The organism is Paenibacillus sp. D2_2 (genome assembly GCF_031199965.1).
Classification (GTDB): Bacteria; Bacillota; Bacilli; order Paenibacillales; family Paenibacillaceae; genus Fontibacillus.
Window position 1 is genome coordinate 3,094,998 of the sequence record NZ_CP133605.1, and the last position, 24,001, is coordinate 3,118,998.

General features: G+C 43.6%; 22 protein-coding genes and 1 pseudogene. 8 read left to right on the forward strand and 15 right to left on the reverse strand.

Annotation, left to right across the window (positions count from 1 at the left end; genetic code table 11):
• Window positions 1-8: 8 nt before the first annotated feature.
• The 4 genes from RE628_RS15765 to RE628_RS15780 are packed head-to-tail and all read right to left on the reverse strand — an operon-like array spanning window position 9 to window position 3,355.
• Window positions 9-866 carry a transporter substrate-binding domain-containing protein gene (locus RE628_RS15765; protein WP_309153978.1) on the reverse strand — a complete coding sequence of 286 codons (858 nt, stop codon included), beginning with the start codon at window positions 864-866 and terminating at the stop codon, window positions 9-11.
• 21 nt (window positions 867-887) lie between these two features.
• A complete protein-coding gene (locus tag RE628_RS15770; protein WP_309153979.1) occupies window positions 888-1,895 on the reverse strand; it encodes a glutathione S-transferase C-terminal domain-containing protein in 1,008 nt (335 codons plus the stop codon).
• Between the two features lie 32 nt (window positions 1,896-1,927).
• Window positions 1,928-2,905 carry a glutathione S-transferase family protein gene (locus RE628_RS15775; RefSeq protein ID WP_309153980.1) on the reverse strand — a complete coding sequence of 326 codons (978 nt, stop codon included), beginning with the start codon at window positions 2,903-2,905 and terminating at the stop codon, window positions 1,928-1,930.
• A gap of 15 nt (window positions 2,906-2,920) precedes the next feature.
• Window positions 2,921-3,355 (reverse strand): GNAT family N-acetyltransferase, encoded by a 435-nt coding sequence (locus RE628_RS15780; protein WP_309153981.1) that lies wholly within the window; start codon window positions 3,353-3,355, stop codon window positions 2,921-2,923.
• A 306-nt stretch (window positions 3,356-3,661) separates the two neighbouring features.
• On the opposite strand from RE628_RS15780, the gene RE628_RS15785 reads away from it, so the two are divergent.
• Window positions 3,662-4,255 (forward strand): restriction endonuclease, encoded by a 594-nt coding sequence (locus RE628_RS15785; protein WP_309153982.1) that lies wholly within the window; start codon window positions 3,662-3,664, stop codon window positions 4,253-4,255.
• 76 nt (window positions 4,256-4,331) lie between these two features.
• On the opposite strand, the gene RE628_RS15790 is transcribed toward RE628_RS15785, so the two are convergent.
• From RE628_RS15790 to RE628_RS15800, 3 genes are read right to left on the reverse strand one after another with little or no spacing between them, the layout of a single operon-like run.
• A complete protein-coding gene (locus RE628_RS15790; RefSeq protein WP_309153983.1) occupies window positions 4,332-5,072 on the reverse strand; it encodes an SDR family NAD(P)-dependent oxidoreductase in 741 nt (246 codons plus the stop codon).
• 24 nt (window positions 5,073-5,096) lie between these two features.
• The gene (locus RE628_RS15795) at window positions 5,097-5,324 is read right to left on the reverse strand and encodes a tautomerase family protein (protein ID WP_309153984.1); all 228 of its coding nucleotides are present in this window, start codon (window positions 5,322-5,324) and stop codon (window positions 5,097-5,099) included.
• On the reverse strand, window positions 5,321-5,494 hold the full coding sequence (locus RE628_RS15800; protein WP_309153985.1) for a tautomerase family protein: 174 nt from the start codon (window positions 5,492-5,494) through the stop codon (window positions 5,321-5,323). The genes RE628_RS15795 and RE628_RS15800 overlap by 4 nt, the downstream gene beginning before the upstream one ends.
• 120 nt (window positions 5,495-5,614) lie before the next feature.
• Between RE628_RS15800 and RE628_RS15805 the strand changes: the two genes are divergently transcribed.
• The 3 genes from RE628_RS15805 (at window position 5,615) to RE628_RS15815 (ending at window position 8,321) form a co-directional block, all read left to right on the forward strand.
• Window positions 5,615-6,532 carry a LysR family transcriptional regulator gene (locus RE628_RS15805; protein ID WP_309153986.1) on the forward strand — a complete coding sequence of 306 codons (918 nt, stop codon included), beginning with the start codon at window positions 5,615-5,617 and terminating at the stop codon, window positions 6,530-6,532.
• A gap of 200 nt (window positions 6,533-6,732) precedes the next feature.
• The gene (locus RE628_RS15810; RefSeq protein WP_309153987.1) at window positions 6,733-7,332 is read left to right on the forward strand and encodes a YjgB family protein; all 600 of its coding nucleotides are present in this window, start codon (window positions 6,733-6,735) and stop codon (window positions 7,330-7,332) included.
• A gap of 101 nt (window positions 7,333-7,433) precedes the next feature.
• Window positions 7,434-8,321: a fructose bisphosphate aldolase gene (locus tag RE628_RS15815; protein ID WP_309153988.1), complete on the forward strand. Its 888-nt coding sequence runs from the start codon at window positions 7,434-7,436 to the stop codon at window positions 8,319-8,321.
• Window positions 8,322-8,422: 101 nt separating this feature from the next.
• On the opposite strand, the gene RE628_RS15820 is transcribed toward RE628_RS15815, so the two are convergent.
• From RE628_RS15820 to RE628_RS15840, 5 genes are all read right to left on the reverse strand, one after another.
• Window positions 8,423-10,108 carry an ABC transporter substrate-binding protein gene (locus RE628_RS15820; protein ID WP_309153989.1) on the reverse strand — a complete coding sequence of 562 codons (1,686 nt, stop codon included), beginning with the start codon at window positions 10,106-10,108 and terminating at the stop codon, window positions 8,423-8,425.
• Between the two features lie 131 nt (window positions 10,109-10,239).
• On the reverse strand, window positions 10,240-11,115 hold the full coding sequence (locus RE628_RS15825) for a carbohydrate ABC transporter permease (protein WP_309153990.1): 876 nt from the start codon (window positions 11,113-11,115) through the stop codon (window positions 10,240-10,242).
• A 15-nt stretch (window positions 11,116-11,130) separates the two neighbouring features.
• On the reverse strand, window positions 11,131-12,084 hold the full coding sequence (locus RE628_RS15830) for an ABC transporter permease (protein WP_309159480.1): 954 nt from the start codon (window positions 12,082-12,084) through the stop codon (window positions 11,131-11,133).
• 246 nt (window positions 12,085-12,330) lie between these two features.
• Window positions 12,331-13,911: a glycoside hydrolase family 3 C-terminal domain-containing protein gene (locus tag RE628_RS15835; protein ID WP_309153991.1), complete on the reverse strand. Its 1,581-nt coding sequence runs from the start codon at window positions 13,909-13,911 to the stop codon at window positions 12,331-12,333.
• The gene (locus tag RE628_RS15840) at window positions 13,874-14,488 is read right to left on the reverse strand and encodes a glycoside hydrolase family 3 protein (RefSeq protein ID WP_309153992.1); all 615 of its coding nucleotides are present in this window, start codon (window positions 14,486-14,488) and stop codon (window positions 13,874-13,876) included. The genes RE628_RS15835 and RE628_RS15840 overlap by 38 nt, the downstream gene beginning before the upstream one ends.
• Window positions 14,489-14,787: 299 nt before the next feature.
• Between RE628_RS15840 and RE628_RS15845 the strand changes: the two genes are divergently transcribed.
• The 3 genes and pseudogenes from RE628_RS15845 to RE628_RS15870 all read left to right on the forward strand — a co-directional run bounded on the left by RE628_RS15845 (window position 14,788) and on the right by RE628_RS15870 (window position 20,192).
• A complete protein-coding gene (locus RE628_RS15845; protein WP_309153993.1) occupies window positions 14,788-15,672 on the forward strand; it encodes a helix-turn-helix transcriptional regulator in 885 nt (294 codons plus the stop codon).
• Window positions 15,673-15,702: 30 nt separating this feature from the next.
• Window positions 15,703-19,203, forward strand: a pseudogene (locus tag RE628_RS29685) (glycoside hydrolase family 2 TIM barrel-domain containing protein).
• A 332-nt stretch (window positions 19,204-19,535) separates the two neighbouring features.
• Window positions 19,536-20,192, forward strand: coding sequence for a hypothetical protein (locus RE628_RS15870; RefSeq protein ID WP_309153996.1), 657 nt, complete (start codon window positions 19,536-19,538; stop codon window positions 20,190-20,192).
• Window positions 20,193-20,228: 36 nt separating this feature from the next.
• Here RE628_RS15870 and RE628_RS15875 read toward each other — a convergent pair whose 3' ends face one another.
• The 3 genes from RE628_RS15875 to RE628_RS15885 all read right to left on the reverse strand — a co-directional run bounded on the left by RE628_RS15875 (window position 20,229) and on the right by RE628_RS15885 (window position 22,543).
• On the reverse strand, window positions 20,229-20,555 hold the full coding sequence (locus RE628_RS15875) for a thioredoxin family protein (RefSeq protein WP_309153997.1): 327 nt from the start codon (window positions 20,553-20,555) through the stop codon (window positions 20,229-20,231).
• Window positions 20,552-20,929, reverse strand: coding sequence for a MerR family transcriptional regulator (locus RE628_RS15880; protein ID WP_309153998.1), 378 nt, complete (start codon window positions 20,927-20,929; stop codon window positions 20,552-20,554). Before RE628_RS15880 ends, RE628_RS15875 begins: the two co-directional genes overlap by 4 nt.
• A gap of 378 nt (window positions 20,930-21,307) precedes the next feature.
• A complete protein-coding gene (locus RE628_RS15885; protein WP_309153999.1) occupies window positions 21,308-22,543 on the reverse strand; it encodes an RICIN domain-containing protein in 1,236 nt (411 codons plus the stop codon).
• 307 nt (window positions 22,544-22,850) lie between these two features.
• Here RE628_RS15885 and RE628_RS15890 point away from each other — a divergent pair, with 307 nt between their 5' ends.
• Window positions 22,851-23,885: an MFS transporter gene (locus RE628_RS15890; RefSeq protein ID WP_309154000.1), complete on the forward strand. Its 1,035-nt coding sequence runs from the start codon at window positions 22,851-22,853 to the stop codon at window positions 23,883-23,885.
• The last annotated feature ends 116 nt before the right edge of the window (window positions 23,886-24,001 follow it).

A 24,001-nucleotide genomic window follows, 5' to 3' on the forward strand; every position in this document is an offset into this window, starting at 1 on the left:
AACATCCCCTATTGAATGTCTGGTGCAAAGTCACCATTCAAGTATTTCTCACTAATTTTTGAAATCGTACCGTCTTGAATCAAGGCTTTGATCCGCTCGTTAACATCCTTCGTTAATTGCTCACTATTCTTCCCTTTGCTCAGAATCAGGTAGCTGTAAGGTACGCCGATCCGGTCAGAGTCCTCCTGTGAGAGCGGAATAGCCTTGAGCTTCAAGCCATATTCCTTAATATAGAGCTGCAGCATAGCGGCATCGATTAAATTGAAATCATCGGCTCCACTCTCCACATTCTGTAGCACTGTCGCCAGCTCTGCCTCAGAATAATTCAGGATGACCGGAGTTTTAGCGTGATCCTTGTTATAATTTTCGAGAGCCACTGTATAGTTCACGCTTGGACTTACCGTCGTCTTCTTACCTTCCAGATCAGCGAAGGTTTTAATATCATCACGATTAGCCGCAACAGCAATTACGAATTGATTCTTAAAGATCGGGTCGGAGTAGATATACTTCTCCTTGCGTTCTGCATTGCTGGCGAAGTTATTAGCGCCGATTTGATAACGGTCCGAATCTAGCCCTGCGAAGATCGACGGGAACTCCGTCTTCTCGATATTAATTTTGTACTGCGGCAAACCTTCGAAGATCGCTTTGACAATTTGAATATCATATCCATCAATCTCATTGTTGTCATTTACATAAGAGAACGGTCTTGGAGAACCGCCTGTCGCAATATTTACGACAATCTTATCTTTATCTGTTGAACCACCGCTTCCGTTCTTGGAAGAAGAACTCTCATTACCGCAAGCTACGACTCCGATCAGCAAGAGTATTGCTGCTAGACTTAATCCTAATCTTCTCCATGTCGCCATATTTGGTTCCCCCTATTTTCCCTATCCAATTTTAAATTTGTTCTCCGGATCGGAGCTTTTCTCTTTGCGGTTCTGAGGTTGTGACCAACGACCTTCGAAGTCAATCTGATCCCAGAAACGTGTATTATAATCGATAAATATCGTGTCTCTATTACCGTCAGACTTCGCAAGATCCCGCAGATACGTATTATTTTTAAAGGCCGGAATTTCGTACAAATCACGCGCATAACCCCAAATGTTCTTGAAATCAACGATACGATTGCGAATTGGACCGAGATTCTTGAAATAATAAGTATCAAAGCGAGCCAAGGTGACAAACAACCGAATATCTGAATCTGTCACATAGTCTCCGAATAGAAAGCGATTCGTCTCCAACCGTTCCTCAATTGAATCCAGTGCCGCATAGAGATGCTCAAAGGCGTCATTATACGCTTCTATCGATTGAGCGAACATCGCCTTGTACACTCCGTTGTTGACGTTATCGAACAGGAAGTCATTGTACTTGTCGATCTCTGCCCTCAGCTGAGTGGGATACAAATCAGGAGCGCCTTCCTTGTGAAAAGGAGCAAATTCATTCTCCAAGTAATTCGTCAGCCAAACGTAATCATTGTTCACGACCTGCTTGGTGGTAATATCGATAACCGCAGGTACGGTTGGTCGTCCTTTGTAATCCGAGTCGCTATTGGCATACAACTCACTCAGGAACTGTACGCCCAGCACCGGGTCAGTATTGTTCTCATCAAAGATAAATTCCCAGCCCAGATTCTGCTCATGCTGTCCACGTCCGACTAGATTAATGCTAATGAACTCTTCCAGTCCTAACAGTTCTCTGACGATTGAAGCCCGGTTAGACCAATGGCAACCCTTCGCCCAAATCAGCCGATAGCGTCCTGCTTCCACAGGGAGCTTCCCTTTCCCGTCTCCAAATGGCGTCGTAAAGTGATTTTTCTGCCGTACAAAATATCCTTTTTCATCGATTTCATGCTCGGTCTCTTTAGGTCTTACACGTACATTTGCCCCTTGAGTCATGGCTTTCCCTCCGAATCTATATTTTGATCGTCCTACTTGAACTTTTCTGCTCTGTCATGAGCCTCGTTCCAGATTGATAGATCCGGGCCTTTGGCAAGAATCTGATAAGGATTGTCAGCATGATTGCCAAGCTGGTAGCCTCTCTTAATCGCGTAGAAATCCGTTGTATCCCCGAAGCCAGATGTCTGATATAAATCTTTGGCATAATTCCAGATGTTCGGAAAATCGATAATCCGGTTACGATTGGTTCTGAATACGGAATAATAGGCGGAATCAAACCGGACTAGAGTGACATAGAAGCGGACATCGGCATCGGTAATACGATCACCAAATAAGTATCTGCTCTTCGACAGTCTCTCCTCTAATTGGTCCAATCTAGCGAATAGCACATCATAAGCTTGCTCATAGGCCTCTTGCGATTGTGCAAATCCTGCTTTGTATACCCCGTTGTTTACCTCGTGAAATAATATGTCATTGAATTCATCAATTTCTGCTCTTAATTCAGCCGGATATAGATCCGGAGCGCCCTCTTTATGGAACGGCTTAAATGCTGTCTCCAAATAATTCGTCAATCTGAAATAATCATTATTAACGACCTGTCTCGTTGTTACATCCACCACAGTTGGCACGGTGGCTCTACCGGTGTATTCCGGATCAGTTTCGGCATAGATCTCTGGTAAGTAGCGAATCCCCAGCACCGGATCAACTCCTCCTTCATCCAAGGAGAACTCCCACCCGTTCTCCGTTCGTACCGGACTTGTAGTACCAAGGCTAATTACATCCTGCAGGCCCAGCAATTCTCGTACAATGACGGCACGGTGCGCCCAGGGGCGAATTGGGGCCCAAAGCAAGCGATACCGTCCTGCTTCAACAGGCAGTTCCCCGGGCTGATTGCCAAAAGGAGTAGTGAATCGGTTCTTCTGGCGGTTGAAGGCGCCCTCTTTAGTAATTTCGTTGGCAATTTCATGATTGGCAATGCGTGTGTCTAGTGCTGTAGTCTTCTCTGACATATGGATCTCCTCTTTTCAATCGAATTGTTTGTCGGTGTAGACGATGGGGATCGTAGACTCCAACTTAATTTCAGGTCTAGCAATATAGCCCAAGCTTTCATAGAACCCAACGGCTTGCTGCTGACTTATAATCACGATTTTTCGAAATCCAAGCTCTCTAATCCAATCCTCAGCCGTTTCAATCACGAGTTTTCCATAACCTTTATTCTGAAATTCCGGGATGACGGCGACTCTTTCGATCTTGGCGTAGTCAGTATATTTCGTGTTAATACGGGCAGTAGCAACAGCGGTGTGGTCCTGCTCAAGTAGGATATAACAGTATGCCTGACCATACGTTTCATCGAATTCATGTTCTTTAGGTATTCCTTGCCCATGCACAAAAGTCTTCGTTCGCACTTCATAGACTCCAGCTAGCTGCCATACTGTATCCACTCTGTAGATTTCTGCCATCCTTTAACCCCTTTCTCTGCCGCCAATGATCCTGGCCACTTGTATCCTAGTATTTTTATATAACATACATTTCTTATCCGTTAACTCGGATATATGTTTTCATCATATTATCTGGATTGTTATTTGTTGTCAACAACATTTTTTTGATGTTTGTACTCACAGCCCTCTGAGATCTCTGGGCGTATGTCGCCGTAGTTATTTGTCATTTAGTACTATGAGGCCGAGGAATGACAAGGTCTTCCGTAACAACTCTTAGTCTGGTATAGTAAATAAGAACATACATTCGAATAGTGAGGTATAACCGCAATGCCAATTCCTTGGAATACAACAACGATATTAACCACCGCGATCCTCGCTTTGCTTTTCGTTTTGCTCGTTATTCGTCTGGTTAATAACAGGCGACGACGCATCCGTCGTGAAGCCAATCCGCGCAAAATTTCGCTTAAGGACATTGATCTGATGGCTGATGGTTCGGAGTTTGAGCTGTACCTATTCCACTTGTTCCATGAGCTTGGCTATGATGAAGTCTATCAGACAACTGGCAGCCGTGATTTCGGGGCTGATCTGGTATTTACGGGTCTTGATGGGAGTAGAAATGTACTTCAGGCCAAACGTTACGGGCAGAGTAACCCAGTAGGACTTGGTGCCGTCCAAGAGATCTATGCTTCTATGCGCTATTATGAGGCTGAACGCGCCCTAGTGTTGACTTCAGGTCGTTACACCGAAGGTTCCCGTACTCTCGCTGCTGTGAACGGTGTCAAGCTATTGGACAGAGAGGATCTTGAGGATATCATTCATTTATTCAAAAGCCGTCGGTATGATGAAGCGATAGCTATAATTGAGGAGCCTGCTGAACTGCATGAGTCTCCTTGGAAGCCAAAAGTGAAGAAAGCTACATAAATACAGCCTTGGTTCCATTTTGTGAACCAAGGCTGTACTATTGTGATTCGATATGAATAAGGACCTTCTTTACGCCTTACATGGACTGCCCAGCATCCACCGTGATGATCTGGCCGGTGAGAGCTTCCTGCTCCAATACAGCACAGATCATATGAGCAATATCGGCAGGCAGTGCGGTCTCACCCAGCAAGAGACTACCTGCCAATTGCTCCATCTGCTGCTCCCGTCCCTCCCACCAACGGGTCAACACCGCTCCAGGGGCAACACAATTGACGCGAACATACGGTGCAAGTGATCTCGCCAGAGAGAGGGTGAGTCCATGGACAGCAGCTTTGGATACGGCATACGGCAGCGATGAGCCCGACCCAGTAATTCCGGCAATGCTGCCCACATTTACGATCGCTCCCTTCTCTTGTTTGAGCATATAAGGAGCAACAGCCCTTGCCACATAGAACATCCCTTTAACATTTACTTGAAATAAATCATCCCAAGCATCGTCCGTCACGGCATCCAGATCATTCATCGGAATATGACGGGTCACACTGGCGTTATTAACCAGCAGATCAATACCACCCCATTCGTTTCCAAGAGTGTTCACCATGGCTAATACCTCTTGCTCACACGAGACGTCTGCTTGAATAGCGAGTGCATTTCGACCCTGACTTTGGATCGTCTGTACCGTTTCCTCCGCTTCGTCCAATGATCTTGAATAATTGACAGCCACAATAGCCCCACGTTCTGCCAGCGCCAATGATACCGCTCTGCCTATACCTGTGCCTCCACCTGTAACCAGTACCTTTTTACCTTGCAATTCCATTTGTGATCCTCTCCCTATCTATCCTTAAGAATCTGATTCTTCTCTCGCCAGTTGAGCGATTCCATTGCCAAATGACCAGTTCTCCTGAGTATTTTCCGTTAAAATGATTATGACATCCTGGGGCCGAATTGCCGCGTTCTGCTCGAGCAACTCTGCAATCCGGGCGTACAGCGCCTGCTTCTTCTGGGTTGTTCGTCCTTCCTTCATGGTGATATTAATAAAAATTTGCTGATCCGATCTTGCAATATTCATATATGCCCGATCATATAAAAGCTCCCCACTGCATGCGTCGTAATGGTCTGGAAATAGTCATCCTCTGGAATATCAATCGTATCCACCATCGATTGGTGAACTGCACGACTAATGATTAATAAATCTTCTTTTGACTTCCCCTCATGCAAATCAATACATACAAACGGCATAAATGATTCGCCCTCTCTTATTCAATTGCCGGCAAAATTATTGTATCTGAACAACTGTTATCTGTATAATTGAATTAATAGAATGAATAGTTCATTATTTTTGAATCAACAGGAGGAAACATGGATCTAAAAGCGGTTAAAACATTTCATCGTATTGTTGCCTTAGGAGGCTTCAATCGCGCAGCAGAAGAGCTTAATTACGCACAATCCACTGTTACGATGCAAATACAGAAACTTGAATCCGAGCTCGGCATGCGTCTCATCGAACGTAGCAAATCCTTTGAACTAACTGAAGCCGGTCGTCTGTTCCTTGAACAAAGCGAGCATATTATCAGGGATATTGAGCAACTACAGGAAACAATGGCAGAGCTAGTGGCTGGCGAAGCAGGACATGTTCGGCTCGGTGTAGTAGAGCCGATCGCCAGCTATCGGTTGCCGAAGATCATTGCTGAATTTTTATCGGAATATCCCCATATTCGCGTGTCAATTTCCATTGCAAGTTCTGCGGCGTTAAACCAGCAGTTGCAGCATGGTGAGCTTGATCTGGCGATATGCTCTCCACCTATGCTGGGAACAGAGTTGTATTTCGAACCACTGCTTACAGAGAATTTCGCTGTTTTACTGCCTGAACTACATCCTTTGTGTGATAAAGATATGATTACGATTCAGGACTTACGTAATCATCGACTACTTATCACTGCTGCAGACTGTCCGTATCGGCGCAAGCTGGAGATGATCTTACAGGAACCAGGCGGTCTTCCCTTGAATACGCTGGAGATCGGTAGCATGTCCGCCTTGAAGTTCTATGTTCAGAGTGGTATTGGAGCTGCTCTCGTACCATTGTCCGTGCTTCATCCGGAACCTCCCAGAACCGTGATTAGGCCACTGCAAGGAAATGAGGTCGATATGACATGCGGTCTAGTATGCAAAGCATCTCATTATCCTCTTCGCCTGGCCGCAGGCAAACTGTACGATGCCATACACAGAGGGTTAGCCGATAGCCGTCTCAATCCTTTTGCTAGTGTGCAGCCAACATAAAGAGCCCTGGGCCAAAGGCCCAAGGCTTTTTGTAAAGAATCAGATAGATCCTTTCTACACATCATATCGTCATATGTCAAAAATGACATTTCATTTTTAGAGAAAAGTAACACAATCATTCGCCAACCTGACTATGATGTAGACTATGAATTGACATAAAAATACATGTATCTCAACTTAGATCAAGGAGTGGATCAACGATGAACTTTAAATTATCAGCAAAAAAAACATGGGCTACTGTCGCCATCGCAGGTGTTGTCGGTATTGGTACAACGATGGTAAGCGGCATAGTTCCTTCAGCAAATCTGGCCCAGGCCGCAGCAGCTGCGTCCAGCCAAAACAACGAAGACGCTGCTCAAGCCCTTAAGACGCTGAACAGCTTCTATAAGCCTGCCTTGAAAGGCCAATTCCCCGGTTCAGTAAGTGAACTAACGGTGGGTAAGAGTACGCGTAAGGATGTGTTCAAAGCCATCGGCGAACCCTCAGAAGAACGCAAGAATGCAAGCGGCTATGACGTGTATGGCGCCGAGATGGGACACCCCGGTTATGCCTTCACGTACAAATCTGATAAGATTCGGGAGATACGTTATTTCGGCACCAATATAGAACGGCAAACCAACATCGGCGGTATTACAATGAGCATGCTGAAGAAAAATTGGGGTGCCCCTAATACTACAACGACCGTCAAGAATGGCAATAGCAAACAGACCAAGATCACCTATAATCGTGACAAATATAAATTAGAGTTTATTTTTAACAGCAGCACCGATCTGGATCATATCAATCTACTGGCCAAATAAGCGGACACTGTAGAGGAATTGTAATTCGTCCTTGAAGAAGTGCTATAATATAAGCGTTCAAGATAACTCCAATTTTCACCATCAGGAAAGGAGAGGTATTTATGAATACCCAACAGTTTGAAAGAATTCATTCAGGAAAAGGCTTCATTGCAGCATTAGATCAGAGCGGCGGTAGTACCCCAAAGGCCCTTCTGCAATATGGAGTAAAAGAAGATAGCTATTCTAATGAGGAAGAGATGTTCGTATTAGTTCACAAGATGAGAACACGCATCATTAAGAGCCCTGCCTTCAACTCAAAGCATATCCTAGGTGCAATTCTGTTCGAGAATACGATGGACCGTACCATAGACGGGATGCATACTGCTGACTATCTCTGGGAGAAGAAAGGCATCGTACCTTTCCTGAAGATCGATAAAGGACTGGCAGAGCTAGAGAACGGCGTTCAGATTATGAAGCCTATGCCCGATCTGGACGAACTGCTTGTGAGAGCGGTACAACGCAACATCTTTGGAACGAAAATGCGTTCTGTAATCCAAGAAGCAAATCCTGCCGGCATCAAGAAAGTTGTAGAACAACAATTCGCCGTCGGCAAGCAAATTATTAATGCTGGATTAGTGCCGATTATTGAGCCGGAAGTGGATATCCATAGTAAGGATAAAGAAGTGTCTGAACAAATATTGAAGGATGAGATTTTAGCGCAATTGTCCAAGCTTGATGCTGATGACAAAATTATGCTTAAACTCTCCATTCCAACGCAAAATAATTTCTATAGTGACTTGATGTCCGATCCACATGTTGTCAGAGTCGTTGCCCTGTCCGGTGGATATTCACAAGCCGAAGCTAACGACAAGCTGGCGCATAACCAGGGACTGATCGCCAGCTTCTCCCGTGCCCTGTCACAGGACTTGACTGCACAGCAGAGCGATGAGGAATTCAATGCGATGCTAGCCAAATCGGTTCAGGACATTTACGAAGCTTCTGTTCAATAATCACAAGTACGTTAAATCCCATATAATGATAAATAAACGGCCCGGCACACCATCTAATGGTGCACCGGGCCGTTCTCATTTGTTAGGTCCTATTCAATGGATTAGTAGCCTAAAATACTCTTTGTGCTATTAAAGATATCATTAGCCATGTTTGTATAATTAGTGCTGCCGTTAGCTTCAGCAGTTTTTACGAAATTATCCCAATTAGACAAAGGCTCTTGACCCGTAATGAACTTCAAGGTCATTGAGTTAATATAATCCATCAATGGTGTTGAGATCATGTTCAATTGCTCACTCTGATCAGCCGATGCCATAATTGGCGGCGCAATTGGGCGTGGTTGATTGTTCTTAAAGATCCGGTTATAGTAATCCTTCTCGCCTTCTGTAAACTTCGACCATCTCAGATCATTAGAACCACCATAAGCAAATACTCCTCCACCAAAACCAAAGTCAACATTCAATTTCTTGGTAGCCGTATCAGCATTTAATCCATTATAAGTAATATCCGGATTCAATTTGATTGTACCATCTGCATCCTTAGTATAAGTTTCTCCTTCAACGCCCCACAAGCTGAGCGTCTGACCTTCATTAGAATACCAGAGCCAATCGACAAAGCGAAGCATCTTAATAAAGTTCTCTTCACCCAAATCTTTACGGGCGTTCTCTGAAATCATAACACCGTTCTCCAAACGAGAGTTTTCAACCTGCAGCTTGCCTTTAGGACCGCCAGGCTGAACAATCATATATAATTCTGCGTTCGGGTCTTGCATTTTCGTTTGATAATCAGTCATTACTTGGTAGTTAGTATTAAGCACGTAGCTGTCGCCTTTGAAGAACTTGGCTTCGGCAACATCATTTTCTTGTGTGAAGGACTCAGGATCCAGCAGTCCTTCTGTGACTAGTTTATTGAAATACGTTACATACGCTTTGTAGTCATCCGAAGCGTCGGCAAAATAAAATTCTTTCTTAGCCTCATCGAACTTCAAGCCGTTAGCTTTACCCCAACCAGCTGTTACGCCGTATTCTACAGCAGCAATATTCAAGGTAGAGTCGCCTTTGTTAATATCGGACATTACATATTTCGCTCCAGTATACGCTTTCACTTTCTTCAGAGCTTCATAGAAATCCTCGTAGGTCCAAGTTCCTTCTTGACTTAGATCAACTCCAGCTGCTTCAAAAATATCTTTGCGAATAGCGTAGGAATATCCGCTACCAGCCCCTTCCCACATACCAGGGAGGACATAATATTTTCCGTCCGCTTGCAACTTAGCTTTTAAATCTGCTTCAAGACCCCAATCTTTTACAGCCTTCATAAAGTTTGGCATGTACTGCACATAATCGCTAATAGGGACAATTTGTCCACCAGCAACAAATGGAGTTTCATCATATGTTTTAGGAATGATATAAGGAGCATCGCCACTATTGATGATCAGCATTTTTTGATTATCATATTCAGTTCTAGCTGTGAGCGACAAATCAAAGCTAACATTCGTTTTTTCTTTAATTGCGCTCCAGAGTCTCCAATCCTTTTGGTAAGGATAGTTCTCATGGTCACTATACATCATAGAATAAGTGATTGGTTCGTCGGAGTGGAAGGTTTGACCCTCCCCAAATTGATAATCCAGGGTAGGTTCTGCTGGTTTATTTTCAGCAGAATTGTTTGGCTTGTCAGTTGCTGGCGGGTTCGGATCGGATGCCCCCTCATTTTTCCCACCACCACATGCGGCCAAGCTGAGTGCCAAGACTAACACCATGAGAACCCCTATTGCTCTGTTAAACTTTTTCATAGCCTTCCTCCTCAATTTTTTTGTGAAGAGCCGCTTAGCCTTATTTATCTGACTTAAGCAAACCTTCATTTATATTACAGAAATCGCTGCAAACAAGTTTCACGTGTGCAGAATTTCCGAACATAAACCAATTAACCTTTTACAGAACCGATCATCATCCCTTGTACGAAGTACTTCTGTATAAACGGATATACACAAATGATCGGTAATGAAGTCAGTACCATCGCGGCAGACTTTACAGTAGCGGCGATTTGACTCTGTTGATCAGCTGTAGTCGCTCCGACTTCAGTCGGACTGATTGCATTCTCGATAAGCTGTCGTAAATATAAGGCTACAGGCCATTTATCCTTCGACTGTATATAGAGAGAAGCTCCGAACCAGGAATTCCAAAGACCTACTACTACGAACAACATAATCGTTGCCAGTATCGGTTTAGATAGCGGAAGCGTAATTTTCAGGAAAATACCGAATACGTCAAGCCCGTCTACCTTGGCCGCTTCCTCCACTTCATTTGGAAGACTAGAAAAGAAGGTCTTCATCAGAATAACGTTAAAAGCGCTTATCGCTCCTGGAAGAACTATCGCCCAAATTGTATCCCGCATTGCCAGCGTCTTGGCGATCAAAATATAATTGGGAATCAACCCTCCGCCAAAGTACATTGTAAAGATAACAAATGGAATAAAGAACTTATTCATTCTCAGCTTATCTTTTGATAATGGATAGGCCATTACCGCTGTTAAGGCCACCGAAATGAACGTCCCTACTACCGAGTACAAAATGGTATTACCGTAATAACGGAAGAAATCCGGTTTACTTAAAATTATTTTATAGGTTTGAGCTGTGAACTCCACTGGATAGAAGCTTACTTTACCTGCGTATACAGCTGCCTCCGAACTGAAGGACTGGGCTATCAAATAGACAAAAGGATATAAAGTTGCCACTACAACCAAAGTCATGATCAATGCATTAAAAATTTGGAACGATCGATATGATAATGATGCCTTCATGTTTTTCGCCTCCTTCTACCATAAGCTTGATTTTGTCGTCTTCTTGGATATTTGATTCGCTGCTGTGACTAAGATCAAGCCGAGAATACCTTCGAATAATCCGACTGCGGTAGCATAACTAAAGTTACCGCCCTTGATCCCTAGTCGGTAGACGTAGGTGGAGACAACATCCGCGGTTTGATAGATTAAAGGATTTTGCAGCAGTAAGACTTTTTCAAAATTAGAACCTAAAATACCACCAATATCCAAAATCAATAACGCCATTATCGTAGGAAGAATTCCTGGAATCGTAACATGCCATGCCAACCGTAAGCGGTTCGCGCCATCAATTTTGGCCGCTTCATACAGTTCTGTATTAATTCCCGTCATCGCCGCCAAATATAGGATCGTGCCCCAGCCAAGCCCTTGCCATATGCCTGAGGTGACATAGATTGTCGGGAACCAATGCGGTATAGTAATGAATGGAATCTTATCGAATCCTAAATTTTCGATCAATGAATTGATCGGACCGTTCATTGAGACAAATTCCTTGATCATACCCGCGACAATAACCGTAGCGATAAAGTGTGGCAAATAAGATACCGTCTGAACAAACTTTTTCAGCCTCAGCCTGACGATCTCATTAAGTAGTAACGCAAAGCCGAGCGTTAATGGAAACCTAAAGATCAAGTATAAAGTACTTAACACTAGATCGTTCTTAATTGCTCTCCAAAAGGTTGGATCATTAAAGAACATTTTGAAGTAAGTAAATCCGACCCACTCTGTACCAAATAGATTGGGTCCGCCTCTGTATTTCCGGAAGGCGATAATATTCCCAAGCATTGGAACATACTTAAAAATAATAAAGTAGATTACCGGAATAAGTAGAAATGAATACAGCTTCCATTCCTTTCTGACGTGCTTCCATAGTGGTTCTAAATCTACTGACTTATTTACCTCGACGCGTTTCTTCAGTGGCTCTACACCCATATCATTGTTGCGGAACGCCATACCCTCACCTTTCCTTCATGAGTATTGTTGGTTTCTTTCCCTACGTTGAAGATTTCGGCATCGAATCTTGAATTCAGCCGGGTCTTCCGGTGCTCACGTACCTACTACATACGCTCCGCTCCTCAGACCCTAGCTACATCCAACTGAAGCGTTTTGAAAAAACGCATATCGGAAGCATAAGCTTCGGTGCTGAAAGTCTGACTTTTTAAACACACATTTTTATTCTTAGACTTCTGTATCCAGTTCAGAAACCAGCTTAAATTCCGCTGTTTTCTTACCTGTAAGTGTGTAACTTCTGCTGTCCGGTCCGGAAGTACCTACATAAACGGCATACGTTCCAGCTTCTACCTTTCTTCTACCTTCTTCATCGTATAGAGCAAAGGCCTCGACTGGCAGGTGAAGTGTCAATTCCTTGCTCTCCTGCGGCTGCAGATGAACTTTTCGGAAGGCTTTTAGCTGAGCATTCGGAGTTCCATCCCGATCTGCCTTAACATACACTTGTAGTACTTCGCCTCCGGCCATGCTACCTTCGTTCTTGATCGTAGTCATAACCGAAATTCCGGCTTCTGTAATCCGTTCATGATCAATCCTCGTATTTAAAATAGTGAAATTCGTATAGGACATTCCATATCCGAATGGATACAGAGCTTCTTGCGTCATGTAGCGATATGTCCGGTTCTTCATGGAATAGTCCGTAAATTCCGGCAATTCTTCTGTCGTCTTGTAGAACGTAATCGGCAATTTTCCTTCCGGCGAGAATTCCCCAAAGATCGCTTCGGCAATGACACGGCCACCCTGAGCGCCCGGATACCAGCCCTGCATAATAGCCTGAACATGCTCATCTGCCCAAGGAACCGCGAGAGCGCTTCCAGATAACATAACTAGAATAATCGGTTTTCCGCTCTCATAGATCGTTCGTAGCATCTGTTCCTGAATTCCAGGTAAGTTCAAATCTCTCTTATCACCACTAGCGTACTGATTACCGGTATCCCCTTCTTCACCTTCCAATCCGGCATCTAGTCCCAAGCAGACGATAACAACGTCGCTTTCTTTGCAAACCCCCATCACTTCGGCAATCCGGTCATTCTCTATTCCCAGACCGCTAATTTTGTCTTTATGTAAATGACAGCCCTCGGAGTATAAGACACGAGCACTATCCCCCACGTAATCTTGAATACCTTCGAGTATAGTGATATATCGAGATGCCGTTCCTTCGTAATTGCCTTCTAACGCCCGTCTATTATTCGCGTTTGGACCGATTACGCCGATCGTTTTAAGCTTCGATTTATCTAGCGGGAGCATACCGTTCTCATTTTTCAGAAGAACCAACGATTCTCTCGCCGCCTTGCGATTTAATTGCTGCATCTCGGTCGAATCTACTTCGGTATACTTGATCGATGAGTACGGAACCTTCTCTTGCTCATCGAACATCCCCAGCTTCATTCTTGTCGTGAACAGACGGGTTACGGCTTGATCGATCTGAGCTTCAGTTACTAATCCTTCTTTGACTGCATCAAGTAGGAACACGAACAGGCTTCCGCAGTTCAGATCACAGCCCTGATTTACTGCCAGTGCTACGGATTCTATCGCATTAGCGGTAACGTGATGATGTTCGTGAAAATCCCGTATCGCCCAGCAATCTGAGACTACGTGTCCGTCAAATTGCCATTTTCCCCGTAATATTTCCTGCAGCAGCAGCTCACTTCCACAACACGGTTCACCATTAGTTCTGTTATAAGCCCCCATGACCGCTTCTACCTTCGCTTCTTCAACGCAGGCTTGGAACGCCTGGCAAATAGGTTTCATACAAGTCCTGAGTGGAGACCACTGCATTAAATTGATGCCGTAAATCCTCAGGTCCTGAATGGACGGCAAAATGCTTCGCACAAGCGGCAACCTTCATATAATTCTCATCATGGCCCTGTAAGCCTTGTATAAAACGGACTCCTAATCTTGAGGATAGATATGGATCCTCTCCATAAGTTTCATGCCCTCTGCCCCACCGTGGATCACGGAAAATGTTCACATTCGGTGCCCAGAAGGTCAGTCCTTTATAAATATCCGTATCATCAAATTCCTGCTGCATATTGTACTTCGCTCTAGCTTCTGTCGCGATCTTATCTGCAACTTCTTCCAGAAGATCCTCATCAAAAGTTGCTGCAAGTCCAATTGCCTGTGGAAAAACCGTTGCAACCCCTGCCCTCGCTACACCATGTAGCGCTTCATTCCACCAGTTATAGGCCTTCACATTAAGGCGTTCGATCCCTGGTGCGGCATGCAGCATTTGACGCACTTTCTCCTCAAGTGTCATTTGCGCGACCAATTGCTCCGCTCGTTTCTTATACTCTAGAATCTTAAAACTGTTTTCAACCAACTCTGCCATACTACACCATCTCTTCCCATTTATTTAAGCAATCAAAAGAATTGGCAAAACCAATATTTGCATGTTATGATTTCCTTGCTAGAGGATGTTTTTAACGAGTTTGTCACCTCATAATTCCAATGTATGCGGTTTCATAGGCTATATTATAGCGACTTTAGCTTTGAGGTTCTTCGTGAATTTAGCTTTTGGCTTCTCAAATATTGCTAAATTTATGCTAAGTCCACCTAAGTGATTGTTGGTGAAGTCTCTTTGATTTGATTCGTGTGTAAATAATCTAACCAAAGTAAGGATGGATGCTAATGATTGAGTCTCTGAACGGAGCCAAGGAAACAGTCTCTTATCGCGAACATTTTGGAATACGTATTTATTTAAATCAAGAGACAGAGGATTATCCAATCCATTGGCACACCGCTGCAGAAATTATTATGCCGCTCGAAAATGATTATACTGCTGTAATCAACGGTACCAAGTATGTGCTTCATCCCAATGATATCCTCGTGATCCCTTCGGGTGAGCTGCATGAACTTTTTGCTCCCAAATCAGGAAAGAGGATCATTCTGCAATTCGACTGGTCCCTACTGTATAACTTGAACGGATTTGACTCTACATTCCATTTGCTTCGGCCATGCTTACTCCTTACTTCGGGAGATAACGAAGATCTGCATGGCATACTAAGACCGCTTCTACATCAATTAATAGATGAATATTTCAGTAACTCATTACTGAAGGAAGCCTCAGCTTATTCCCTGCTGATTCAGTTCTTCGTCGTGCTTGGACGGAATTTCATGAATCATGATCAACGCTTTCTAAATACCAACAACCAGAAGCAACACAAATATATCGATAAGCTCCTCCAGGTTTGCAATTATATGAACAAGCATTGTACAGAGGATATTCAGGTTGAAGATCTGGCGAAGCTCGCTGGCTTCAGCAAATTTCACTTTATGCGCCTGTTCAAGCAATTTATGGGGATGTCCTATTACGACTATCTCAACCAGCATCGGATTATGCATGCGGAGACATTACTGATTGATCCCAATTTATCAGTGATGGAGATTGCCATGAGCTCAGGCTTTGGAAGTCTCCCACCTTTAACCGGGTGTTCAAGAAATATAAGAAATGTACTCCTACTGAATACAAATGCCTTCATGGCAACCATCCAACGCGTTAATAGATGGACTTAAATATAATAGAATTAAGGGAGCTTAACACCGATGAATCAGAATACAAACTTCAATAATGATTGGTTTTTTGCCAAACTGCCTCTTCATGTAAATATAGAGACGGTTTTTTCCGGCAGCGTTAATTGGTCACCGGTCACCTTGCCCCATGACTGGTTGATATATGACACACATCATTTATATGAAAATGGAGAAGGCTGGTATCGTAGAACATTATTCATTGACGAGTTAGTACCAAATAGCGTCACATCGCTTTGTTTTGAAGGCGTTTACATGAACTCCTCACTCTATGTGAACGGTCATCTCGCTGGGACTTGGAAATACGGATATTCCACCTTTGAAATAGACATCACTCCTTACATAACTTCAGGTAGCAACGAAATTTATGTTCAAGTTATACATGAATCTCCTAATTCACGTTGGTATTCCGGGCGGGAATTTATCGGAATGTATGGCTGAGAACTTATCCCGATACCCATATTGTTCCAAACGGGGTTTATATCGTTGCGAGAAAAGACAAAGATGATCCTGACCTCTGGAATGTAGAGATAGAATCCGAGCTGAAGTTAAGCGAGATTTCTGGCTCAACAGCGGCCAAGAAGTATCAGATTAGACACTCGATTCTGGATGCTTTCGGAACGCAGGTTACCCAGGCTATAACGGAAGTTTCTTGGGATAACAACAGATTGTCTGCATCCCCTCTTGTATTTCAATCCTTAATCCGATGCTATGGGACATCTCACTACCATACTGCTATACACTTAAAACCGAGCTTATTGTCGATGATACGGTCATCGATTTAGAGATCAATAATTTTGGATTCCGAACTATGGAATTTGATAGCCAACGGGGCTTCTTCCTCAACGGTCGGCATGTTAAGCTTCATGGCGTTTGTCAGCATCATGATCTGGGTTGTCTAGGTGCTGCTGTTAATAGAGCGGCCTTGAGGAGACAGATTTCGCTCTTACAGGAAATGGGCGTGAACGCAATCCGTACCGCTCACAATATGCCTGCCGTTGAACTGATGGAACTTGCTGATGAAATGGGCGTACTGATCGTCTCAGAAGCATTTGATATGTGGGAGCGAAAAAAAACTACGTATGATTATGCGAGATTTTTCCCTGAATGGTGGAAAAAAGATGTAGCTAGTTGGATACGCCGGGATCGGAACCACCCCAGTATGCTGATGTGGAGTATTGGGAATGAAATTTATGACACTCATGCTGATGAGCGTGGTCAGGAATTAACGATTCTACTCAGGGATGAAGTGCTCATACACGATCCAAAAGCAAATGCTGTCGTTACGATTGGCTCTAATTATATGCCTTGGGAGAATGCCCAGAAGTGCGCCGAGCTGGTTAAGATCGCTGGATATAACTATGGGGAGAAGTATTATGATCTCCATCATCAGGAGCATCCCGATTGGATTATTTATGGCAGCGAAACTGCGTCAACGGTACAAAGCCGGGGAATCTATCATTTTCCATTATCCCAATCGGTACTGTCAGATGATGATGAACAATGCTCATCCTTAGGCAACAGTTCAACCAGCTGGGGAGCAAAGAGCACAGAGCACTGCATTATGGATGACCGGGACGCTGTGTATTCCCCTGGACAATTCATATGGACGGGCTTCGATTACATCGGTGAACCAACTCCCTATCATACGAAGAATTCCTATTTTGGACAATTGGATACGGCGGGGTTCAAGAAGGACTCCTTCTACATATATCAGGCAGAATGGACGGATTATAAAGTAAATCCGATGGTTCATATCTTCCCGTACTGGGACTTTTCCGAAGGTCAGATGATTGATGTGCGCGTCACCTCAAATGCTCCAAGGATTGAGTTATTCTTTAACGATGTCTCACAAGGCACGGTAGATATTGATCATAAGCATGGTCGCAAACTGTTGGGAGAGTGGCAGGTCCCTTATCGTAAAGGTGTTCTGCGGGCTGTAGCTTACGATGAGGACGGAAATACATTAGCAACAGATGTGAACTCCTCCTTTGGGGATGCGGCTTCTCTAGTACTGGTTCCTGACAAAAAGACAATAACGGCCGATGGATCGGACCTTATTTTTGTTGAGATTTCAACTGTCGATCTGGACGGTATTCCAGTGGGAAACGCAAATAACCGGGTTCACATCACGGTCGAAGGTCCCGGACGACTTGTTGGCCTCGATAATGGCGATAGTACCGACTATGACCAATATAAAGGAACGAACCGTAGGCTGTTCAGCGGTAAGCTACTTGCCGTCATTGCCAGTACAGAAGAGACGGGTTCCATCATAGTTCGTGCTGAATCCAAGGGGCTGAACCCTGCCGAGCTTATCTTAACCGCCGCTCCCCCACAACCGTCTAACGATACGGATAGTATTGTTTCGTTATATAGTTACACAAATGAGAATGCAGCAGAGCTGAAAACGCAGGAACTGCGGATGACTCAGGAACTACAGGCGTCGGAAATTCCGATACGTAAGCTCGAGATTATTTGTCCTGAAGGGAATAAGCTATCTAAGGACATCAGATCTCTTCCCGTTAGGGTCAAGATCCATCCAAGTAATGCCACTTATCAAGAGGTTACATGGAGAGTTACCAACGCAGGTGGTATAGATGCAAATATTGCTATCCTAGATGCGAAGGGGCATGCAGCCGTCATTACAGCATTGGGCGACGGAGAGGTCTATATCCGCTGTGCGACGACAAATGGTTCTGATAACATACGGCTCTATTCCATGATGGAATTTCAGATCACCGATCTGGGCAAGCCTATTTAAATCCATACGAGTTCGTGTCAGCTGGGTATCATAGCGATGCCAGTACGAATTTAACGAATGGCAACGAGCGCGGAGTTGCTACAGGTAGAGACGGCGAGAGTCTGATCTGCTTTGACAAGATCGATTTTGGGAACTTTGGTTCCGATGAAATTACGCTGCCGATCTTCTCGCTTGATGATGCGGAGTTCCCTATCGAGATATGGGAGGGTATCCCGGGTGAGGACAATGCTTCTTTACTGACAACGGTAACCTATCAAAAACCGTCAATATGGAATGTCTATCAGGAAGAGACCTACCGTCTACCGAGACGATTGAAGGGAATTGTCTCCCTCTGCTTCCTGCTGCGACGTAAAATTCATTTGAAAGGCATGCAGTTTGAGAAGCCGATGAAGGCTTTCGAAAAGCTAAGCGTTCTTGAAAATAATCGCATCTACGGTGATTCCTTTACTCTCATGGAAGATTCGATAGAGAATATTGGTAATAATGTCTCGCTGGTCTTCGAAGATATGGACTTCGGGGAATCGGGAAGCAGTAAGCTGGTCATTTGCGGACATTCACCTCTCGATAAGAACACCTTGCATATTCAATTCAGCAGTCTAGATGGTGATAACAAGCAGATTGTGGAGTTCACCTTATCCAAAGATTATTGCGAGCAGGAGTTCACACTAGAACGTATAACTGGCCTCCAGACCGTAACCTTTGTATTTCTCCCTGGTAGCCAATTCGACTTCAAGTGGTTCCAGTTTCATAGGTGAATAGAACTTAATATATGCCTATTGAGCCATGGAAGTGAAGAAATGATGAGCTAAGGATTGTTGATTGCAAAGAGGAGCTGTCCCATAAGTAAGTGTTTACTTACTAGGGATGGCTCCTTTTTATTTCATGGCGAGGAAAAGACGTAGAAATCACCTATGCCAGATTTAACGGACGACGGACGACGTTCCACTTATTTCTACTACTAGCGGATTATTTGTAGTATTATGTCATAAGAGAATTGGGAGAATTTACGCTTTGAAAAGAAAAAAATAATCGTATGAAGGTGTAACAAGTGAAGAATTCTATAAGATTAATACTCATATGTTCTCTTATGATAGCTTTATTTAGTGGTTGTTCCTCAGGCAGTAACAATGAGCTATCTTCCAAAATCGATAGTTTGTCAAAACAAGTCTCTTATTTAGAAGATGAAAACGAAAAATTAAAACAACTACTTAAAGAAACAAACGTGACAGTGGATGAAACTACTGAAGAAAGCAATTCTCCAACTAGTGAAGATCAATCTCAGACGACAAATAACTCCAATATAGACAATCTTATTGAACTTACAAAGCCCTTCACTGTCGAAGACTATGCTAAGCTTAAACTGAAGTCGGTCGAATTTGCTTCAAAAATAGCTCCTCCTAATCCTGATTCTTTCTATTCTTATTATGAAGTAAAAGACTCAAATAACATCTACCTTGATACCGTAATCAACATTAAGAGTTTATTGACCTCCGCAAAATCATCAGATGAATTTGTATCGGTAAAAGTAAAGTATGATGAAAAGTATGATTACAATAGCTTCTCAACGGTTGAAGAAAATGGCGGAACAGATTTTACATATACGAACATCACTAGTATAGAACCACTTAAATCTAAAAACCTACATTTTATTGCCGAGCTTCCTGTCGAAGCATCTAAGGATACTAAATCTCTCTCTGTAATTATTACCTGTGATGGCAAGGACTTTATTTATAAGTTGAGATAATGAAAAAGAGTGCAGGGGTCCCTGCACTCTTTTTCATTACACCGTGGCCATATACTTGGAAAGTACATTCTCGTATACACTCATAGGTCGCAACCCCACCAGCTTTTCAACTGGTTCCCCATTATGAAATACAATCACTGTAGGCATAGACATGATACCGAAAGAACCTGGTGTAATCGGAGACTCATCGCAATCCAACTTAAGAATTGATACCTGTTCTCCATACTTTTCGCTTAGCTCACCTAAAATAGGCAATAACGCCTTACAAGGTGGGCACCATACAGCGCCAAACTCTACCAAGGTCAGTTCTTTCTTTTGGATCTCCGATTGAAAAGTTACATCATTTACCTCAATAACACTCATAATAATCTCTCCTCCTTCATATGTTTACGCTCCTGCAGAATGGAGACCATACGATCCTGCAAATTCTCTCTGATTTGGCTCAGTAACCGGATTTGTTCGTCGATCTCCTCCATCTTCTCTTGAAATATCGGCAGTATTTCTTCACAGAACGCTTCTTTGTTTTTGAGAACACAATGAAGAAATCCTGAAATCTGCTCCGTCGATAACCCAAGATCCAGATAAAATCGAATAGTACGAACCTGCTCTTCAGCCAGAGCCGAATATTCCCGATATCCGTTATCCTGCCTGATCGGGGCTAGCAAGCCCTTGCTTTCATAATAGCGCAGTGAACGAATGCTGATTCCAGTCCTCTCAGACAGTTCTCCGATTTTCATTTCATATGCTCCCTTCTGCTTCATAACAATAATAAACCCTAACATTAATGTCAGGGTCAATAGTTAAATGCTTGATTATGTACTGATAACATACAAATATCCGTAGTAAATCTAAGAAGTGTTTAGCATACTACATGGAAGAATTTATACGATTGCGTAGAATAGCCGGCTGAATCGCCGATTTTCCGCCAAACCTGCCTCCGACAAGCTTTGTGTTAGAATAGTTCTCCAGCGTTTAATACTATATATATCCGGAACTTTTTGTCCTTTATTATTAAAAATTGACGGGTATAGATAAAAGCCGAGTCTAACGACTCGGGCTCTTCATATCTCTAAGCTCTAAGTGAATATTCCATTATGAATTGAAGTTCAGAGAGTTCAATTTACTTTAGTAAATGCCCATTTCTGCGCGTCCGTTCCATTATCGGTCCACTGTTGAACGGCGGCTCCATCAGCAGTTGAGGACCCAGATACGTCCATAACAAGCCCGCTCGCCTTGGACACCAGCTTGTAATAGCCTCCGCCGACATCAACTAGCTTCCACCGCTGCGCACTCGTGCCGTTATCAGTCCATTGCTGTAGCTGTACTCCGCTTGATGTGCTTGAATTGGGCACATCCAGCACCTTTCCGCTATGGACTGCCGTAAGTTTATAATATCCATCCCCCGTGCTCTCGACTTTGAAGCGTTGATTGTTGGCGCTGTAATTCGTCCACTGCTGCATTTTAGCGCCGTCAGCCAGGGAAACATCAGTTACGTCGAGTACCTTGCCACTCGCCTTGGAGGCGAGTGTATAGATGCCGCCACTTATGATATTCGATGGATTTGACTGTTGATATACCCTCACATAGTCAACGAGCATCTGTGAAGGAAACGGCGTTGATCCATTCGGGCTACCCGGCCAATTGCCGCCGACGGCCAAGTTCAGAAGGATAAAGAAAGGTCTCTGGAACTCCTCTGTATTCCCCGTTCCGTTCTGAATATAAATCTCGTTATACTGGTTGCCATCTACAAACCAACGGATGTAATTGGCATCCCATTCTATACTATACGTATGAAATTGAGAGAAATCCAAATTACCTGATATATTCCCGTAACTTGCATAACCGTTCGCATCCCAATGTACAGTTCCGTTCACATAAGGGTTATTGTTAACCCGCTCCATAATGTCGATCTCACCGCAAGCAGGCCATCCAACCGAAGTAATATTCGAGCCAAGCATCCAGAAAGCCGGCCATAACCCTTGACCAGAAGGAAGCTTGATCCGCGCCTCAACCTTACCATAGGTAAAATTCTGTAGACCTTGTGTTTTGATTCTTGCAGAGGTATAGTTCATTCCTCCATAAGATTCCTTCTGCGCAGTAATGACCAGATTTCCCCCGGTCACCTGCAAATTTTGCGGTCGACTTGTATAATACTCCAGCTCATTGTTCCCCCATCCACCGCTACCGGTACCGATTTCGGCTGTCCAATTAGCGGTATTTAAGGATGAGCCGTTAAATTCATCGCTCCAGACCAGGTTCCAATCAGCTGCACTCGTCTTCATCGTAGGCACAAAAGCAATCAGGAGAGTAAACACCAGAAATAAACACAGTTTTTTCCCATGTCTTAACATTCATACTCGCTCCTTTTAGGGTAGATTGCCTTGCTTCTTCTACACACGCCCGCGCAGCGTGCTTTGGACCTAAACCGGTTTCGAATTGAGCTGAATGATAGCGCTATCTTTTTCTGTTGTTTCCATTATAAGGGTTTGGGCTTTACTATTTCAACTTATTTTTATATTTCTTCCAAAATAGAGGAATTATAAGTGATATTCATAGGATTGAACCGGAGTCTTGACTGTACTAAATAAGAGATGTAAAATTTGTTCGGAAACTATTTAAACTTATTCGGTTTCTATATTTCCTTGGAGGGTTGATTAAATGAAAAACGTCAAGTCAGTCTCTGTTATGCTACCGGTAGTAATGCTTAGTCTCGCATTGGCCCTTCGTCAAATGTCCATGACGATCGTCATGCCTTTTATTTCTACGTACTGTAAAGACCTTATTGGATACACGCCTTTATTAGCCGGACTTGCAGTCGGAATCTTTGGACTAACACAAGCTATATTTCAAATTCCCTATGGAGTACTTAGTGATAAATACGGGAACAAGCGAATGGTTCTGATTGGGCTTGTGCTTGTCGTCGTTGGGCTTGTCCTCGCTTTTTTCTCTAACAATATGGCTCTCTTGATCGTTTCACGTGCATTACAAGGCAGTGGTGCTATCATCGGAGTTGCCTATTCTTGGAGCATTGGCATGGTGAACGAAAAGGATAGAACGAAAGCGATGAGTATTCTTGGCGCCTTTATTTCCGTTGCAGCGGCCCTCGCTTTCGCAGTCGGACCATTGCTTCGCGAGATTATGTCCGTCAGATGGATGTTTATGACCTGTGCCATATTACTTACTTTGAATCTACTCTATATTTTGTTTTTCTTAAAGGATAATAAACAACATACAAAGACCCAAGCTGCTCCGAAAGGCACTTTTCGGCTCTTGCTTCAAAACAAGACTTTTGTAACACTCAATCTGGCTGCCTTCCTTAATAACTTCTTGATGGTCTCCGTATTCTATGCATTGCCTCTCGATTTGAACAAAATAACAGGGGAAACTGGAATGTGGAAGATTTTCGTACCGGCCATTATCGCAGCTATAATATTTATGAAGGCCGCAGTAACTTGGGCTGAGAAGAGTATTAACAACAATTATTACGTTCTGATCGCTTCCTTTATGATCTCAGCCGTGAGCATTATTTTTTATTTTAACAAGACGTCATTCCTCTCTTTGCTTGCCGGGACAACATTATTTATGTGTGCTTACATTTCCCTGACCACCCTTGTGGCGGCCAATGTGAACAGCATCGCAGAGGACAGCTATCGGGGACAGCGAATGGAATTTTTAATTCTTTCCAATTCGTAGGTAATTTTATCGGTGCCCTGATCACGGGATTTTTATGGGGATATCTGAGAGCCTAACCTGGCTAATGATGATCGTTATAGGAATAGCAGGTATTATTTTGATTGCTTTCGGAGGAA

Bases quoted from the DNA above. Each gene is read 5' to 3' on its own strand.
- RE628_RS15765 (WP_309153978.1), bottom strand. From the start codon at position 866: ATGGCGACATGGAGAAGATTAGGATTAAGTCTAGCAGCAATACTCTTG.
- RE628_RS15770 (WP_309153979.1), bottom strand. From the start codon at position 1,895: ATGACTCAAGGGGCAAATGTACGTGTAAGACCTAAAGAGACCGAGCAT.
- RE628_RS15775 (WP_309153980.1), bottom strand. From the start codon at position 2,905: ATGTCAGAGAAGACTACAGCACTAGACACACGCATTGCCAATCATGAA.
- RE628_RS15780 (WP_309153981.1), bottom strand. From the start codon at position 3,355: ATGGCAGAAATCTACAGAGTGGATACAGTATGGCAGCTAGCTGGAGTC.
- RE628_RS15785 (WP_309153982.1), top strand. From the start codon at position 3,662: ATGCCAATTCCTTGGAATACAACAACGATATTAACCACCGCGATCCTC.
- RE628_RS15790 (WP_309153983.1), bottom strand. From the start codon at position 5,072: ATGGAATTGCAAGGTAAAAAGGTACTGGTTACAGGTGGAGGCACAGGT.
- RE628_RS15795 (WP_309153984.1), bottom strand. From the start codon at position 5,324: ATGAATATTGCAAGATCGGATCAGCAAATTTTTATTAATATCACCATG.
- RE628_RS15800 (WP_309153985.1), bottom strand. From the start codon at position 5,494: ATGCCGTTTGTATGTATTGATTTGCATGAGGGGAAGTCAAAAGAAGAT.
- RE628_RS15805 (WP_309153986.1), top strand. From the start codon at position 5,615: ATGGATCTAAAAGCGGTTAAAACATTTCATCGTATTGTTGCCTTAGGA.
- RE628_RS15810 (WP_309153987.1), top strand. From the start codon at position 6,733: ATGAACTTTAAATTATCAGCAAAAAAAACATGGGCTACTGTCGCCATC.
- RE628_RS15815 (WP_309153988.1), top strand. From the start codon at position 7,434: ATGAATACCCAACAGTTTGAAAGAATTCATTCAGGAAAAGGCTTCATT.
- RE628_RS15820 (WP_309153989.1), bottom strand. From the start codon at position 10,108: ATGAAAAAGTTTAACAGAGCAATAGGGGTTCTCATGGTGTTAGTCTTG.
- RE628_RS15825 (WP_309153990.1), bottom strand. From the start codon at position 11,115: ATGAAGGCATCATTATCATATCGATCGTTCCAAATTTTTAATGCATTG.
- RE628_RS15830 (WP_309159480.1), bottom strand. From the start codon at position 12,084: ATGGGTGTAGAGCCACTGAAGAAACGCGTCGAGGTAAATAAGTCAGTA.
- RE628_RS15835 (WP_309153991.1), bottom strand. From the start codon at position 13,911: ATGAAACCTATTTGCCAGGCGTTCCAAGCCTGCGTTGAAGAAGCGAAG.
- RE628_RS15840 (WP_309153992.1), bottom strand. From the start codon at position 14,488: ATGGCAGAGTTGGTTGAAAACAGTTTTAAGATTCTAGAGTATAAGAAA.
- RE628_RS15845 (WP_309153993.1), top strand. From the start codon at position 14,788: ATGATTGAGTCTCTGAACGGAGCCAAGGAAACAGTCTCTTATCGCGAA.
- RE628_RS15870 (WP_309153996.1), top strand. From the start codon at position 19,536: ATGATAGCTTTATTTAGTGGTTGTTCCTCAGGCAGTAACAATGAGCTA.
- RE628_RS15875 (WP_309153997.1), bottom strand. From the start codon at position 20,555: ATGAGTGTTATTGAGGTAAATGATGTAACTTTTCAATCGGAGATCCAA.
- RE628_RS15880 (WP_309153998.1), bottom strand. From the start codon at position 20,929: ATGAAAATCGGAGAACTGTCTGAGAGGACTGGAATCAGCATTCGTTCA.
- RE628_RS15885 (WP_309153999.1), bottom strand. From the start codon at position 22,543: ATGTTAAGACATGGGAAAAAACTGTGTTTATTTCTGGTGTTTACTCTC.
- RE628_RS15890 (WP_309154000.1), top strand. From the start codon at position 22,851: ATGAAAAACGTCAAGTCAGTCTCTGTTATGCTACCGGTAGTAATGCTT.